The sequence below is a fragment of the Caballeronia calidae genome (assembly GCF_900044055.2).
Lineage (GTDB): Bacteria > Pseudomonadota > Gammaproteobacteria > Burkholderiales > Burkholderiaceae > Caballeronia > Caballeronia calidae.
Window position 1 is genome coordinate 126,111 of the sequence record NZ_FCOX02000010.1, and the last position, 14,633, is coordinate 140,743.

Consider the following 14,633-nt stretch of genomic DNA (forward strand, 5'->3'; position numbering starts at 1 on the left):
ATGGGATCGGTCTGGCTCTGCGGCCTCATCCGATCAGCTGATACGGCGGCTTCGGTGCGGCAACGCCAACCCGGCGATCGGGCTTTGGAACGAACGGATGCAGTCATCGAGCAGACAGCCGAGGTACGCCGTGCGCATGTCGCGCCCGCCGAACGCAATGCTCGACACATTGCCGAGCCGCGAGCGTCCCGGCGTCTGCATGTCGGCGTGTTGCAGCGTGCCCGTGCGTATGCCGCGCGCGATGCGTTCGGCGTGTTCGGCGTCGGTATCGGCGAGGATGACCTGCACATCGCCATCGGGGCGCACGAGCAGCACGCGATTGCTCGCGATGCAGGTCAGCCACAGCCCGCCGTGCGCGTCGAAGGCAAGGCCGTCCGGGAGATCGGCGCCATCGAACTGCGCGACGGTTTCGCGCGGACCGAGCACGGGCGATCCCGGCTTGCCGAGCAGCGGGAAGCGGCTCACGCGCTGCGCGTAGGTTTCGTTCACATACAGCCAGCGGCGGTCGGGCGAGATCGCGACCTCGTTCGTGTAGCCGAGTCCGTCGGCGAGAATGCGCGCGCCGTTCTCATCGACGACACCGATGAAACCGTCCGTCACCGAGTGGTTCCACGCCTCGCTGCGCGGAATCTTGCGCGTGCTGACGGTGAACCACAGCAGGCCGTGCTCATCGACGAAGAGGAAGTTGCTGGGAGGAAGCGCGATGCCGTCTACGGCATCGAGCACGGTTTCGAGCTTGCCCTGCCTGTCGATGGAAAAGAGGCCGCCGTCCGCGTGGCCGAGATCCGCGAAGAGCACGCGGCCATTCGGCGCGAGCGCGACGCCGTTCGGCACATAAGCGCGCGTCGAATCGCGCGGCTCGATCAGCCGATGCGTGAGCGCGCCATCGGACGCGATGACTGAATAGCCGCCTTCGCCGTGCGCGGCGATCAACGTGCCGTCGTCGAGCGCGAGCACGCATTCGGGCCGCACGAGGCCGCGCGCGACGATCTTCAGATCGCTGAACGACACATGGAAATCGCGGGAAAGAGGATAGCTTTGCATGCCGCCGCTCCCTCAGTCCGCTTGCGCGAAGGCGCGTTGTGCGGGCTGACCGTCCCTGGCGGCGCATGGCATCGCGTGCAGATCGAGACGACGGCCGGCCTTGAGCAACTGACTCGGCACGTCGTGTCCGATCAAACCCGGCAGCAGCGCCGACGCGGACAGCAGCGCGGACAGATCGACGCCCGTGTCGTAGCCGTCGAGTTCGAGCATGTGAACGAGCTCTTCCGTGCAGACATTGCCGGTCGCGCCCGGCGCATACGGACAGCCGCCCAGCCCGCCGAGCGATGCATCGAAACGGTCGATGCCCGCATCGAGCGCGGCCAGCGTGTTCGCGAGGGCCATGCCGCGCGTGTTGTGGAAGTGCAGCGTGAGTTCCAGCGCGGGAAAGCGCTCGCGTGCCGCCGCGCACAACGCGCCGGCCTGCGACGGGAACGCCATGCCGGTCGTATCGCAAAGCGTGACGCCATGCACGCCGAGATCGGCGAATCGCTGCATCCACGCGAGCACGTCTTCCTGCGCGACGTCGCCTTCCATCGGGCAGCCCATCGCGGTCGAGAGCGACACGTTGATCGCCACGTTCGTCTGCTTCACCACGCCGATCACATCGCGCAATTGCGCGAACGACTGCTCGCGGCTCATGCGCAGATTCGTGCGATTGTGGCTTTCGCTTACTGACATCACCAGATTGACTTCATCGACGCCGCACGACAGCGCGCGTTCGGCGCCGCGAATATTCGGCACGAGCACGGTATAGACGATGCCTTCGCGCCGCGCGATGCCGTGCATCACGGCTTCGGCATCGCGCAGCGCGGGAATCGCTTTCGGCGAGGTGAACGAGGTCACTTCGATCTTCGCGTAGCCGCACGCGCTCAAGTCGTCGATGAGCGCGATCTTCGCGTCGGTATCGACGAATTGCGCTTCGTTCTGGAAGCCGTCGCGAGTCGCGACCTCCTGGATATAAACACGCTGGCCAGTCATGGCGCACTCCTCTCAGATGATGCCGCGCGCACGCCAAGCGTCGCGGGTTGTTTGGTCGATGCCGATGCGTTCGAGCACCGCATCCGTGTGCTGGCCGAGCGTCGGCGCGTGGCTTTCGACCGTGCCGGGCGTCGCGCTCAGCTTCGGGACAATGCCGGGCACTTGCACCGGCGTGCCGTCGTGCAGATGCGCATCGAGGATCATGTCGCGCGCGCGATAGTGCGGGTCGCTCGCGATATCGGCGACGTCATAGATCTTGCCGGCCGGAATGCGCGCTTCGTTGAGCGCGGCGAGCACGTCGTCGAGCGGCTGGCGATTCGCCCATTCGGCGATGGCGGCGTCGATACGCTCGACCTGCTTCACGCGGCCGTCGTTCTGTGCGAGGGCGGGATCATCGGCGAGATCGCGGCGGCCGATCAGATCTATGAGGCGGCGGAAGATGCTGTCGCCGTTGCCCGCGATCAGCGCGTATTTACCGTCAGCGCAGCGATACGCGTTCGACGGCGCGATGCCCGGCAGGCTGCTGCCCGCCGGCTGACGCACCGTGCCGAACGCGGAGAACTCGGGCAACAGGCTCTCCATCATGTTGAAGACCGATTCGTACAGCGCGACATCGATCATCTGTCCTTCACCGCCGTTCTGATCGCGATGACGCAGCGCGAGCAGAATGCCGATCACGCCATGCAGCGCGGAAAGCGAATCGCCGATGGACACGCCCACGCGCACCGGCGTGCGGCCGGGTTCGCCGCTCAAATGCCGCAAGCCGCCCATTGCTTCGGCGACGACACCGAAGCCGGGCCGGTCGCGATACGGTCCCGTCTGGCCGTAGCCCGAGACGCGCAACATCACGAGACCGGGATTGAGCGTGTGCAGTTCATCCCAGCCGAGGCCCCACGCTTCGAGCGTGCCGGGACGGAAGTTTTCGATGAGCACATCGCTCTGTGCGATGAGCTTTCGCGCGACGTCCTGTCCTTCGGGCGAGCGAAGATCGAGCGTCAACGATTCCTTGTTGCGCGACTGCGCCGCCCACCACACCGACGTGCCTTCATGAAGCAGGCGCCATTTGCGCAGCGGATCGCCCGTGCCGGGCGGTTCGATCTTGATGACTTGCGCGCCGAACTCGGCGAGCATCTTTCCAGCGAAGGGACCGGCGATGAGCTGTCCCATTTCGAGCACGCGTACGCCTGCCAGCGGCTTCGTCACGGTTGTCTCCTGTGAAGCGTCGTTATGGGGATGCGATGCTTCACTGTGAAACAAACCGGCCGCGCTGAAAATCAATGAATTTTCAACGACCCTTTCCGTTTTGGAAAGGCGCCGGGCGCCTTGTCAGGCTTGCGTTTGCGCGGACATGAAGTCGAACAGACGGGCGGCTTCGGGCGAAAGTGCATCGCGCGAGCGGGTGCCGATCCAGAGCGTGCGGTCCGCCCAGTCGTCGAGGAGGCGAACGGGACGAAGGCCTGCCGCGAGGATCTCGGTGCGCACCGCCGCTTCCGGCAACACGCCGATGCCGAGTCCTTGCTCGATCATTCTGCAGATGCCGTCGAAACTGCTGACCTGAATTCGAACCTTGAGCGTGCGCTCGGCGCTGAACGCGGCATCCAGCAGACGCGCGAGGAGCGAGCTGCCTTCGTTGAGACCGACGTACTCGTAATCGAGCGTGTCGACGAAGGCGACCTGTTCGCGCGATGCGAGCGCATGACCATTGGGCACCAGCAGCACGAGCCGGTCTTGCCGATACACCGCCTTGTCGATGTTCGGTGCGGGCACGTTGTCCGCGAAGATGCCGATGTCCGCATCGCCGGTCGTGACGGCCGCCACGATATCGCCGCTCAAACGCTCTTCCAGCGATATCTTGACGCTCGGGTTATCGGCGAGAAAGATGCGCACGTCACGCGGAAGGAACTGCACGATCGCCGATGTGTTCGCCCACATGCGCACATGGCCGCGCACGCCGACGGCATAGTCGCTCATCTCGTTGGCCATGCGGTTCACGCGTTCGACCACCTGACGCGCATGCGCCAGAAGGCCCTTGCCGGCGGCGGTCAGTTCGACGCCGCGCGGCTGGCGCAGCAGCAACGTGCAGCCGGTGCTGCGCTCGAGGTCGGCGATGCGCTTGCTCACCGCCGACAGCGTCATGCTCGTGCGATCGGCGGCACGCGTCAGACTGCCGGTTTCCGCGACGACGATAAACAGCCGCAGCGAATGCAGGTCGTAATGAAAGTAGCTCGTCATGATGTGGCTTCACGTGAATCGTGCCGTGCCGCCACTGTAACGGAAACGTGCTCAGGCGTGCCGTGCCGCCACTGAACGCCGGCTCGACACGAGCAGCAACAGGATGCCGACGATCTGCAGCGCCATCACCGGCGTCAGCGCGATGGCGAAGCTGCCCGTCTGCTCGCGAATCACGCCGATCAGATACGTGCCGACGAAGCCGGCGAGATTGCCGACCGCGTTGATCTGCGCAAGACCGGCCGCGGCGGCCCTCGGCCCGAGGCGCTCGCTCGACAGCGCCCAGAAGGGGCCCTTGAACGCGTATGTGCCGACGAGCGTGAGGACGAGACAAAGCACGGCGGGCGCGAGCTGCGTCGTCATCGTGCAGGCGCCGAGCGCGATGGCCGATAGCGTGAGCGGCAGGGCGGTGCTCCAGATGCGTTCGCGCTTCTTGTCGGAGCGCACACCCCACCAGATCATCGCGACTGAAGCGACGGCGAACGGAAGCGCATTCAGCCAGCCCGCCTGAATGTTCGACAGCCCATAGCTCTTGATGATCTGCGGCTGCCACAAGGACAAGCCGTTGCTCGCCGCCGACGTTCCCGCATACACGAGCGACAACAGCAGCACTTGCGGATGAAACATGATGCGCCAGGTGCGCTCATCGTGAACGGGCGCATCGAGTTCCCGTTGCGCGCGCTCGGCGGCGAGCGTGCCGTTCAGCCAGCGCTTTTGATTCGCGTCCAGCCAGCGTGCGTCGTTCGGCTGGTCTGGCAGCCAGAGATACGTGACGATCGCGAGCAACATCGCCGGAATCGCTTCGATGATGAAGAGCCACTGCCAGCCGTGCAATCCGCCGATTCCCTGCATGTCGAGCAACGCAGCGGAGATGGGCGAGCCGACGAAGCTGGAGAGCGGCACCGCGACATAGAAGAAGCTCACGATGCGTCCGCGATGCGCCGCCGGAAACCACTGCGTCAGATACAGGATGACGCCCGGAAAGAAGCCCGCTTCGGCTGCGCCGAGCAGGAAGCGGATCGCATAGAACGAATTCGGGCCGGTGACGAACGCGGTGAGGCCCGAGATCACGCCCCAGCTCAGCATGATCCGCGCGATCCACTTGCGCGCGCCGAAGCGCTTCATCGCCAGATTGCTCGGCACCTCGAAGAGGAAATAGCTGAGAAAGAACAGACCGCCGCCGAGCCCGAACACCGACGGACTGATGCCGATATCGCGGTTCATCTGAAATGCCGCGAAGCCGACGTTGACCCGGTCGATGAACGACACGAGATAGCAAAACATCAGAAAGGGCACGAGGATCGTGGTCACTCGCCGCAATGTGGCGGGACCGATCTGGGTTGTTTCCATGCGGCTGCGTCTCCTGTTATATGCCGGCTGCACCGGCTCCTGCATGTCGATGAAAAACCGTAAAAATATCTTAACGTATACATTGTTGAATGTGATAACTTATCGACTAGGGACTTTTACGAGCAGGCGGGAGGTGATTCATGGCCACGGATACGGCGTCGTCGCGGGTATCGGAGAAAGAGAACGCGGCGGGCAGGATGAGCGCGACAGCGTATGTCGCGATGAGAAGAAACATTCTGGATAACATCTGGACGGTGGGTTTTCAGGCGACCGAGATCGAAATCTCGGAACTGCTCGGCATGAGCCGCACGCCTGTTCGCGAAGCGTTGATGCGTCTTCAGCAGGAGGGGCTCATCAAGGTGACGCCGCGTCACGGGATGCGCGTGTTGCCGGTCTCGCCGGACGACATGAAGCAGATTTACCAGATCCTCACGTCGCTCGAATCGACGGCGGCGGAACTCGTCGCGGCGCGCGGCTTGAGCGCGGAAGAACTGAAGCCGCTCAAACGCGCGAGCGAAGCGATGGACGAAGCGCTCGCCGCCGACGATCTCGACGCATGGGCGCGCGCCGACGAGCAGTTCCACACGCATCTGCTCGATCTATGCGGCAACGAGATGCTGCGCAGCGTCGTGCTGAATTTCTGGGATCGCGCGCATCGCGCGCGGATGGTCACGTTGCGCATCCGGCCGAAGCCGGTCAATTCGACGAAGGAACACAGCGCGCTGGTATCGGCGATTCGCAAGGGCGATGTCGCGAAGGCGGGCGCCGTGCAGCGCGCGCATCGCGAGCGCGCGGGCGAAGAACTGCTCGGCTTGCTCACCCGGTTGGGACTCAGCGCGCTCTAAAAGGCGTTCGAGGCATCACGAAACATTCACAGAGATCAGGTCCATGTCACAAGTCAGCCCATCGGAATTCAAGATTGCGGTATTGCCCGGAGACGGTATCGGTGTAGAAGTCATGAACGCGTGCATCGCGCTGCTCGATGCCGCGCAGAAACACGACAAGGGCCCGACACTCCGGATGACTTCATACGAAGCGGGCGCGCAGCACTATGCGGCTGCGGGCGAAGCGCTGCCCGAACGTACGCTCGATGCCGCGCGCAACGCGCACGCGGTTCTGTTCGGCGCGATGGGCTGGCCGGACGTGCGCTATCCCGACGGCACCGAGCCGATTCCGCAACTCGATCTGCGAATGGCGCTCGACCTGTACGCGGGCGTGCGGCCGATTCGCTGGTTTCCGGGCTTGCCGAAGGTGCTCGCGAACGAACGCGCGACCGACATCGACTTCGTGCTCGTGCGCGAGCAGACCGAAGGCCTCTTTTATGCGCGCGGACGCGGCACCGTCGACAACCAAGCCGGCGAAGCGTACGACACGATGCAGATCACGCGACGCGGCACCGAGCGGATCAGCCGCTTTGCCTTTGATCTGGCCGAACGCAGAAAGGCGCGTCGCGGCAAGGCGCGCGTGACGTGCGTCGATAAGGCGAACGTGTTCACGTCGATGGCCTTCTTCCGCGATGTCTTCAATGACGTCGCGCGCAAGTACGAGGATGTGTCGGCCGACCACGCGTATGTCGATGCGATGGCGCTGACGATGGTCGCGAAGCCGTGGACCCTCGATGTGCTCGTCACCGAAAACATGTTCGGCGATATTCTGTCCGATCTCGCGGCGGGACTCATTGGCGGAATGGGCATGGCGCCGTCTGCGGATATCGGTGACGACCACGGGCTGTTTCAGCCGGCGCACGGCACGGCACCGGACATCGCGGGACAGGACAAGGCCAATCCCGGCGCGATGTTCCTGTCCGGTGCGATGATGCTCGACTGGCTCGCCGATCGTTTCGATCAGCCCATGCTGGCGCAACGCGCGCGCAACATCGAGAACGCGTTGCAGATGGTGCTGGCGAAGGGCGAAACGCGCCCGATGGAATACGGCGGCTCGGCCGGTACGCGAGCGATGACCGAAGCAGTCATCGCAGCGCTGCCTTACGCGAACAGATAAGCCACCGCGAGCCGGGCTGCGATTGCGGTCCGGCCGCACGCGTACAGTTCAAACCAGCCTCGACATGTTCATCATTGCTGTGACGTTCACGGTCCACGAAGCACATCGGGATGAGTTTCGCCGCGCGATTCTCGCGAATGCAGCGACATCGCTGAGAGTAGAGGAAGGCTGCATCGTGTTCGACGTATGCGAGGCGCATGAACGTCCGGTGTTCTTCCTTTATGAAAAATACGTCGATGAAGACGCGTTCAAACTGCATCTCGCCGCGTCTCATTTCCTCGACTTCGATCGCGAGTCCGCGCCATGGGTGAGTGAAAAAAAAGTCGAGCGATTCTTGCTGTTGCTGCAAACAGTGCCTGGACGCTCGATCAAGCGAATTCCTTGACCTGACCAGGCGAAAGAACACGCCAAAGCGCCAGTGCTATCGCGCCCCATATGAATTCTCTTGCGCGTCGAAGCAGTGCGAGCGATAGCGCCGCTTCGCGATCGATTCCAAAGGCGCCTGAAATCGTCACGATTGCCGCCTCCTGAACCCCTAGTCCGGCTGGCATGATGAAAAACGCGCTGCGGATGCACTGCGTCAGGGCCTCGATTGCAACGGCGGCCGCGATGGACACTGGATGCCCGAGCATCGCAAATCCAAGGTAAATCTCCGAGGCACCAACCACATAGCTGGAAAATTGCCATGCGAATGCGCTCGCGCACTGTGATGTGCGTCGCAACAGTGAGCTGATCTCGTCGTCCAGACGCTTGCCGTCGAGCTTCATCACGAGAGCGTTGGACTCGCCGATCCAGCGGCACGCCATCGCTTCGAGACGACGAAACGGCGCCCCCCGTTGCGCCACTGCGAAAGCGCAGAACGCAATGGGTAAGGACGTCAACAGCCCCCATGCAATGATTCGGGATAGGCCATGCGCAGCGCTTAGATCCATGCACAGGATCGCAAGTCCCAGCATGGCGAACGCGAACTTGACAGCTACGGTCACGAGCGTTTCGACGACCACCGAAGCGCTCACCACGCTGACATCCTTCTCGTAGCGGGATGCGAGTCGAATGCCGATCAACTCGCCACCGATACCCAGGACGGGCAGCAAGCGTCCGACAGCTTCCCTTACGACGGCGATCCACGACAGCGTCATCAACGGCAGACGCCCGCCGAGCAGCACCTGCCAGGCGCGCGCGTCGAGCAGAAGCGGCAGTGCGTGAAGAGGCACGAGCCAAAGCAGGACGGGCCCTGCGCGTTCGATGAGCGCGAACGCCTCGACGAAGCCTCCGTGCAGCGCCAGCGCGATAAGCAGGGCCACGGCAATGGGCCAGCGCATCCACGCCAGTCGTCTGAGCAGGGACATCATGCGCCGAAGCTCGTTTCATTGCGCCCTTCTGGCGAAGCACGCGCGACGATGTCCGAGAAAGCGCCACGCCATGCCCCGGTTGCGGAGATCGCCTGCGCGACACGCGGCGAGCACAGCGCCGCCAGTTCGTCCGCGTGACGATAATCGCGCATGGAGTGGGTGATCGGTTCGTTGCCTTCGACGGCGGGATGGCTGTATAGCTCCAGCACGCCGTTCGGTGCACGAGCGACCGATTCGAGCATCGCCGTTTCATCCATGCGACCCGTCCTGGACATGCCCGCCATCCAGTCGTTGTGCGCAATGCCTGCACGATTCAACCGTGTCTTCATCCAGCCAGCCCACGGAGCCAGCATCCAGTGTCCGCCTGCTTCGCGGGGCAGACGCATTGCGCGCATCCCGAACTGTTGTCCGATCTGAAGGATGAGCGAAAGCACCGTGGGATGCAGATGGAAGTGCTTGTGCGAATTGACATGGTCGAGCTCGAGACCGGTCGCGGCGAACGCTTCGAATTGCGCGCGGATTTCGTTTGCCAACTGCTGACGCACGCGCGGCAGGAAAAAGAAGCGGAATCCATCACGCGTCATGCGATCGCCGAAACGGCCAGTGCCGTCGACGAGTTCGGGGATGGTTTCCAAAGGCGAAGTCGGCACGCCGTCGGCTAGCACGATATGCAAACCCACACGCAACCGGGGGAGTTTGCGCGCGCGATCCACCGCATCGCTCGCGGCGGCGCCGCTCACCATCAGGCTTGCGCAATCGAGCACGCCTTCGCGGTGCGCGAGCTCGACCGCCTTGTTCACGCGTTCGTGCAGTCCGAAGTCGTCGGCAGTGACGATCACACCGCGCACGCCGTCATGCCTCGTGCGCGCGCAGAAAACGGAGAAACTCGACCCCTTCGCGCAGACGCCGCTTCATCATGTCCCAGCTCGTCAGCATCTCGCGCACGATCTCCCATATCTTCGAGGGCCTGAAATAGAAGGTCTTATAGAAGCGCTCGAGCTCGTGATAGATCTCTTCGCGCGACAGATGAGGGTAGCCGATCGCCGCCAGTTGTACGCCTTCCTTGCTGACGAGATTGATGGTTTTGCTTTCCGCCAGCCAGCCGTTCTCGACCGCCTGCTCGTAGAGTTTCGTGCCCGGATAAGGGGCTGCGAGCGACACCTGGATCGTGTGGGGATTGATTTCCTTCGCGTACTGAATTGTCTTTTCAATCGTCTCTTTGCTCTCGCCCGGCAGACCGAGGATGAACGTTCCGTGAACCTTGATGTTGAGCTTGCGGCAGTCATCGGCGAATCGTCGTGCGATATCGGTGCGCAGGCCCTTCTTGATGTTCAGCAGAATCTGGTCATCTCCCGATTCATAACCGACGAGCAGCAGTCGCAGGCCATTCTCCTTCATGATCTTGAGTGTGGGATACGGCACGTTCGCCTTGGCGTTGCATGACCACGTAACGCCGAGCTTCCCCAGACCGCGCGCAATTTCTTCGACGCGCGGTCTGAAGTCGGTGAAGGTGTCATCGTCGAACATGATCTCTCTGACTTCGGGCATGTTGTCGCGAATCCACTTCACTTCCGCCAATACGTTCTCGACGGACCTCACCCGATACCGATGGCCGCCCACCGTTTGAGGCCAGAGGCAGAAGGTGCAGCGTGAACGGCATCCACGCCCTGTATAAATCGATACATAGGGATAGTTGAGGTAGCCGATGAAGTAGTTCTCGATCTTCAGATCGCGCTTGTAGATGGGCGCGACGAAGGGCAACTCGTCCATGTCTTCAAGGATCGGACGCGCTTCGTTGTGTTCGATGGAGCCGTCCGGCAAGCGATACGAAAGCCCGCGAATCGACGCAAACGGCTTACCTTCGGCGAGTTCCTTGCACGTGTAGTCGAATTCCTCCCGGCACACGAAGTCGATAGCATTGGTCGCGGTCAGCGAGTTATGCGGATCGACGGCGACTTTCGCGCCCACCATGCCGATGAGAATGGAGGGTGCGCGCGCCTTCAGAAGCTCGGCGAACGATGCATCGCACGGGAACGACGGCGTGCTCGTGTGGATGACGACGAGTTCATATCGCGCGGCGATGTCCAGCGTTTCCTCGACCGAGAGACCGTCTGCGGGTGCGTCGATCAGGCGGCTGCCGGGAATGAGCGCGGCGGGCTGCGCGAGCCACGTCGGATACCAGAACGAGCGGATCTCCCGCTTGGCCTGATAGCGCGAACCCGCGCCGCCGTCAAAGCCGTCGAACGACGGCGCTTGAAGAAAAAGCGTTTGCATCATGGTACGAGTTCTCGCAAGGTCCGGGGAAGCAGGTTAGCGGCCGTCGTGAGCATCGCTGCCACTGGCGACGGCAGCGGAATTCTGTTCGCATACGTCGTCTGTCGTGCGTGAAGCGCGCAGGGGTACACGTGCATCACGCCATAGCACGCTGGAGCCGAAGCACGCTGCGCACCATTCGATCAGCAGCAATGCGTCGCGCACAGGAATGAGCGGAAGGTCGCGCCAGAACCTCCGCGCGGAACGCGCGCTGCGCCAGTGCAACAACAGGCGGGCGCTCAATCCGAACGAGGTGCTTAAATCGACCAGGGTGTCCGCCGTGGCTTGCGTGAAGTCTGTGCCGCTCGAATCAAAGCCGAAGCTGAGCAACGCGCTTGCCAATAGCCAGGGTGTTGTGATCGTTATGCACAGAGAGGCGAACCCTGGCCGATTGACCGAACGAATCGTGCGAAGCCAACGCGTTTCGCGTCGCCAGAGCGCGGGCAGGCCGCGCTCGATGACATCCGTTGTCACGACCACGTCCGACAGCACTGTACGGAGACCCAGGAGACGCACGCGTTCGGCGAGCCAGTAATCGTCCGCGAGACAATCGCGCAGCGCCTCCAGGCCACCGCTCTTCAGTAACACGTCGCGCCTGACCGCGATCGTCGCGCCAAAGCCGAAGGCTTGCACACCGAGCGTTTTTGCCAGGTAGACCGACGGCGCAAACCACTTGTCAATGAAGAGCACGCCCATGCGCGCCCAGAACCCGCCGACACGGCGTCCCCGATAAAGGCATGTGACCACGCCGACGTTTGCATCAGCGAGCGGCGCGGTTACCCGCATCAAATAGTCCGGCTCGACGGCGATGTCGCTATCTGCAATCACGAACACATCGTGACGCGCGCGCGCTGCGAGATTGATCAGATTGCTAACCTTGCGATTGCGGCCGTGCGGCGTTGCATCGACCACGAGCTCGATAGCGAGCTGCGGATAAGCGCGCATCAGCTTTCGCACCTCACGCGCAGCGGGATCGGTTTCGCTCGCGACGCCGAACAGGAGCTGGTAGGACGGATGGGTCTGCGTGCAGAAAGTCGCGAGATTTTCATACAGACGCGGCTCCGCGCCGCAAAGCGGTTTGAGCACGCTTACCGATCCATGCACGCGCTCTTGGGTGTCGACGTCGTTGCGGCGCGATCTGATGGTTGACGTGCGCCACCCCGGATGAACGAGTGCAACGAGCGTCGCGTACAACGACGCCGCACTGCACAGCGCGATGAGTACCCAAACCGATATCGGAACCGAATGCGAGATCATGCGAGCGCCTCCGACCCTTCTGCCGACGTCAACCTTGCCGCATTTTCCATGACCATCGGTGTTGGGCTTTCCATGGGAGAACTCCTCAACGGATCATGTTGTCCCGGATAGGCAGATCAACGGAAGGCTGGCGTCGGTTCGCTCAGGAAATGCTTAAGTCGTTTTTCTCACCCGGTCCGATCGCCACAACTTGCGCAATAGGACGAATGGAGCGGTTTTCCGCTCTCGGCCGCTGGCCAGCTTTTCACTGCTCGATGTTGCAGACTGGGCGATCAGGCACGAGACAGCGAGGCGGCTAAACAGGATACGCTGCATCCTCGCGGTCGGGTGTCGTCTCTTGAACAATAATCTCGGTCCGTACTGAACGCGATGGCGCAAACGACTTTCCCGGCTCGATAGCAAGCGAACGGGCACTCGCTTCGATTGCAGCATTTCACTGGTTACAGGTGGCTTCAAGATCGAGATGACCAGCCAGTGAAAATTCAATGGATATGGGCGTTATACTACATTTCGACGTGAACATTACCGCCTCGCCGCACCGGCAGACCTTATTTTGCGTTCTGCGGTAAGTGAACTAAGCTAAGGTCTGCGCCGTTTATGGGGCAGAGGCAATTCAAGCGATTTCCCCTTACCCGTGATCGGATGCGCACGAGCATGCCAACAGCTTTGGCACGCGCGTTCGCCGTTCTGCCTGGAAGTGATAAGACACCCGCGGCAAGTTGTGATTCCATAGATAAATAGCTTCTGCAGCATCTATACAACCGGCAGGAAAGGGGAGGTGCCTTGCTTAAGCCATTGATGCACAAGATGCATGGCAGTCCGCTCCTTGCGTTGACCAACACGCGGCTTTCCTCAGCCGAGTTACTGGCGAATGCGCAAGCGAAAACGGGACTTCACGATTTCGGCTCCGAGCCGTTCGAAGACGCATTGAACGAGTTACTGTGGGCGCTCCATGAAGAAGCAGACCTGAGCCTCTTCGGTCGCGTGTCGACGCACTGGGACAACCTGCGCCTTCTCACGAATCTGTTGGTCCTGCGTGATCACGAACTCGCTGATCCGGCTATTCTCCAGCGGCCTGTCAGCCAGCCGATCTTTGTGCTCGGCATGCCCCGCAGCGGCTCATCGTTCCTGCACTCGCTGCTCGCCGAGGACGACGCGAGCTTTACGCCACGTTGTTGGCAGGCCATCTATCCGTATCCGGATCATCCGGCATCCGGGCGCCGTGCGGGCCCGCGGAAGGTGCAGCGTCAGATCAACTTCTTTCACCGGCTTGCGCCGGACCTGCATAACGTGCATCCGTTCGATGCGCTGTCGCCGCAGGAATGCACGGAATTCACCGCGCACGTATTCCGCAGTCTGCGGTTCGAGACGATCTATAACGTGCCCTCATACAAACGATGGCTGCAGCAGGCCGGCCATGTTCAAGGGTACCGGACGCACCGGCGCTTTCTTCAGCATCTGCAAGGGCCGCGCACGCCGCGTTGGGTGCTCAAAAGCCCGGACCACGTGTTTGCGATGGATGCGCTGCGTGAGGTCTACCCGGACGCGCGTTTGATTTTCACGCATCGTGACCCGGTGAAGGTGCTTCCATCGGTGGCGAGCCTGACGGAAGTGCTGCGCCGCCCGTTTTCGAGGCGCACCGACAAGGACGCAATCGGACTTCAGGTCAGTTCCGACTGGGCGAACGGCGCACAGCAAATGATCGCAGGCGCTGCACGAGGCGACTGGGCGGACAGCCGCGTTTTCCATGTCCATTACAAGGCACTAACCGCAGCTCCGCTCGAGACGATTCGGCGGATCTACGACCACTTTGGTCTTGAGATCACTGCGGGTTTTCAAAAGCGACTGCAGGATCAGATCTCCCGCAAGCCGACCGGGGGGTACGGAAAGAATGTCTATCGGCTTGCGGAGTTCGGGTTGCGACCGGACGAATTGCGCGAACGTTATCGCGACTATATGACGTACTTCGACATCGACGAGGAGGTCGTCGTTTGATACCCGGTCTTTGCACCCTGTCCGAGAAGGATCTTGATCGAGAAGCTGCAATACGCACGCAATGCGTTTGCCTGTTCTACGGATAGACCGTAAGTGCGGTTCGCACGATCATCC

13 protein-coding genes are annotated in these 14,633 nt (G+C 62.1%); 4 read left to right on the forward strand and 9 right to left on the reverse strand.

Going from position 1 to position 14,633, the window contains the following annotated elements; genetic code table 11:
• Positions 1-33 precede the first annotated feature (33 nt).
• From AWB78_RS12365 to AWB78_RS12385, 5 genes are all read right to left on the reverse strand, one after another.
• Complete coding sequence (locus AWB78_RS12365) at positions 34-1,044, reverse strand: SMP-30/gluconolactonase/LRE family protein (RefSeq protein WP_062604867.1); 1,011 nt, start codon at positions 1,042-1,044, stop codon at positions 34-36.
• Positions 1,045-1,056: 12 nt separating this feature from the next.
• Entirely contained in the window at positions 1,057-2,022 is a 966-nt protein-coding gene (locus AWB78_RS12370) for a hydroxymethylglutaryl-CoA lyase (protein ID WP_062604868.1), read from the reverse strand.
• A 12-nt stretch (positions 2,023-2,034) separates the two neighbouring features.
• Entirely contained in the window at positions 2,035-3,225 is a 1,191-nt protein-coding gene (locus tag AWB78_RS12375; protein ID WP_062604869.1) for a CaiB/BaiF CoA transferase family protein, read from the reverse strand.
• A 123-nt stretch (positions 3,226-3,348) separates the two neighbouring features.
• Positions 3,349-4,254, reverse strand: a complete 906-nt coding sequence (locus AWB78_RS12380; protein WP_062604870.1) for a LysR family transcriptional regulator — start codon at positions 4,252-4,254, stop codon at positions 3,349-3,351.
• Between the two features lie 51 nt (positions 4,255-4,305).
• Positions 4,306-5,601, reverse strand: a complete 1,296-nt coding sequence (locus AWB78_RS12385; RefSeq protein WP_062604871.1) for an MFS transporter — start codon at positions 5,599-5,601, stop codon at positions 4,306-4,308.
• A gap of 140 nt (positions 5,602-5,741) precedes the next feature.
• Between AWB78_RS12385 and AWB78_RS12390 the strand changes: the two genes are divergently transcribed.
• From AWB78_RS12390 to AWB78_RS12400, 3 genes are all read left to right on the forward strand, one after another.
• Positions 5,742-6,446, forward strand: a complete 705-nt coding sequence (locus AWB78_RS12390; RefSeq protein ID WP_062604872.1) for a GntR family transcriptional regulator — start codon at positions 5,742-5,744, stop codon at positions 6,444-6,446.
• A 43-nt stretch (positions 6,447-6,489) separates the two neighbouring features.
• Complete coding sequence (locus AWB78_RS12395; protein WP_062604873.1) at positions 6,490-7,602, forward strand: isocitrate/isopropylmalate dehydrogenase family protein; 1,113 nt, start codon at positions 6,490-6,492, stop codon at positions 7,600-7,602.
• Between the two features lie 64 nt (positions 7,603-7,666).
• Positions 7,667-7,987 carry a putative quinol monooxygenase gene (locus AWB78_RS12400; protein WP_062604874.1) on the forward strand — a complete coding sequence of 107 codons (321 nt, stop codon included), beginning with the start codon at positions 7,667-7,669 and terminating at the stop codon, positions 7,985-7,987.
• On the opposite strand, the gene AWB78_RS12405 is transcribed toward AWB78_RS12400, so the two are convergent.
• The 4 genes from AWB78_RS12405 to hpnI are packed head-to-tail and all read right to left on the reverse strand — an operon-like array spanning position 7,971 to position 12,524.
• Positions 7,971-8,954, reverse strand: coding sequence for a lysylphosphatidylglycerol synthase domain-containing protein (locus AWB78_RS12405; protein WP_062604875.1), 984 nt, complete (start codon positions 8,952-8,954; stop codon positions 7,971-7,973). The two genes, AWB78_RS12400 and AWB78_RS12405, sit on opposite strands and share 17 nt — an antisense overlap.
• Positions 8,951-9,802, reverse strand: coding sequence for a hopanoid biosynthesis-associated protein HpnK (hpnK, locus tag AWB78_RS12410; RefSeq protein ID WP_062604876.1), 852 nt, complete (start codon positions 9,800-9,802; stop codon positions 8,951-8,953). The genes AWB78_RS12405 and hpnK overlap by 4 nt, the downstream gene beginning before the upstream one ends.
• Positions 9,803-9,806: 4 nt before the next feature.
• A complete protein-coding gene (hpnJ, locus tag AWB78_RS12415) occupies positions 9,807-11,228 on the reverse strand; it encodes a hopanoid biosynthesis associated radical SAM protein HpnJ (protein ID WP_062604923.1) in 1,422 nt (473 codons plus the stop codon).
• A 36-nt stretch (positions 11,229-11,264) separates the two neighbouring features.
• Positions 11,265-12,524 carry a bacteriohopanetetrol glucosamine biosynthesis glycosyltransferase HpnI gene (gene hpnI, locus AWB78_RS12420; RefSeq protein ID WP_082883297.1) on the reverse strand — a complete coding sequence of 420 codons (1,260 nt, stop codon included), beginning with the start codon at positions 12,522-12,524 and terminating at the stop codon, positions 11,265-11,267.
• Between the two features lie 831 nt (positions 12,525-13,355).
• Between hpnI and AWB78_RS12425 the strand changes: the two genes are divergently transcribed.
• The gene (locus AWB78_RS12425) at positions 13,356-14,519 is read left to right on the forward strand and encodes a sulfotransferase family protein (RefSeq protein ID WP_157697493.1); all 1,164 of its coding nucleotides are present in this window, start codon (positions 13,356-13,358) and stop codon (positions 14,517-14,519) included.
• Positions 14,520-14,633 lie beyond the last annotated feature (114 nt).

What these genes read in the sequence shown, in the direction of transcription:
- AWB78_RS12400 (WP_062604874.1), top strand. Translation starts at nt 7,667, where the DNA reads ATGTTCATCATTGCTGTGACGTTCACGGTCCACGAAGCACATCGGGAT.
- AWB78_RS12370 (WP_062604868.1), bottom strand. Translation starts at nt 2,022, where the DNA reads ATGACTGGCCAGCGTGTTTATATCCAGGAGGTCGCGACTCGCGACGGC.
- AWB78_RS12385 (WP_062604871.1), bottom strand. Translation starts at nt 5,601, where the DNA reads ATGGAAACAACCCAGATCGGTCCCGCCACATTGCGGCGAGTGACCACG.
- AWB78_RS12380 (WP_062604870.1), bottom strand. Translation starts at nt 4,254, where the DNA reads ATGACGAGCTACTTTCATTACGACCTGCATTCGCTGCGGCTGTTTATC.
- AWB78_RS12365 (WP_062604867.1), bottom strand. Translation starts at nt 1,044, where the DNA reads ATGCAAAGCTATCCTCTTTCCCGCGATTTCCATGTGTCGTTCAGCGAT.
- hpnI (WP_082883297.1), bottom strand. Translation starts at nt 12,524, where the DNA reads ATGATCTCGCATTCGGTTCCGATATCGGTTTGGGTACTCATCGCGCTG.
- hpnJ (WP_062604923.1), bottom strand. Translation starts at nt 11,228, where the DNA reads ATGCAAACGCTTTTTCTTCAAGCGCCGTCGTTCGACGGCTTTGACGGC.
- AWB78_RS12395 (WP_062604873.1), top strand. Translation starts at nt 6,490, where the DNA reads ATGTCACAAGTCAGCCCATCGGAATTCAAGATTGCGGTATTGCCCGGA.
- AWB78_RS12405 (WP_062604875.1), bottom strand. Translation starts at nt 8,954, where the DNA reads ATGATGTCCCTGCTCAGACGACTGGCGTGGATGCGCTGGCCCATTGCC.
- AWB78_RS12390 (WP_062604872.1), top strand. Translation starts at nt 5,742, where the DNA reads ATGGCCACGGATACGGCGTCGTCGCGGGTATCGGAGAAAGAGAACGCG.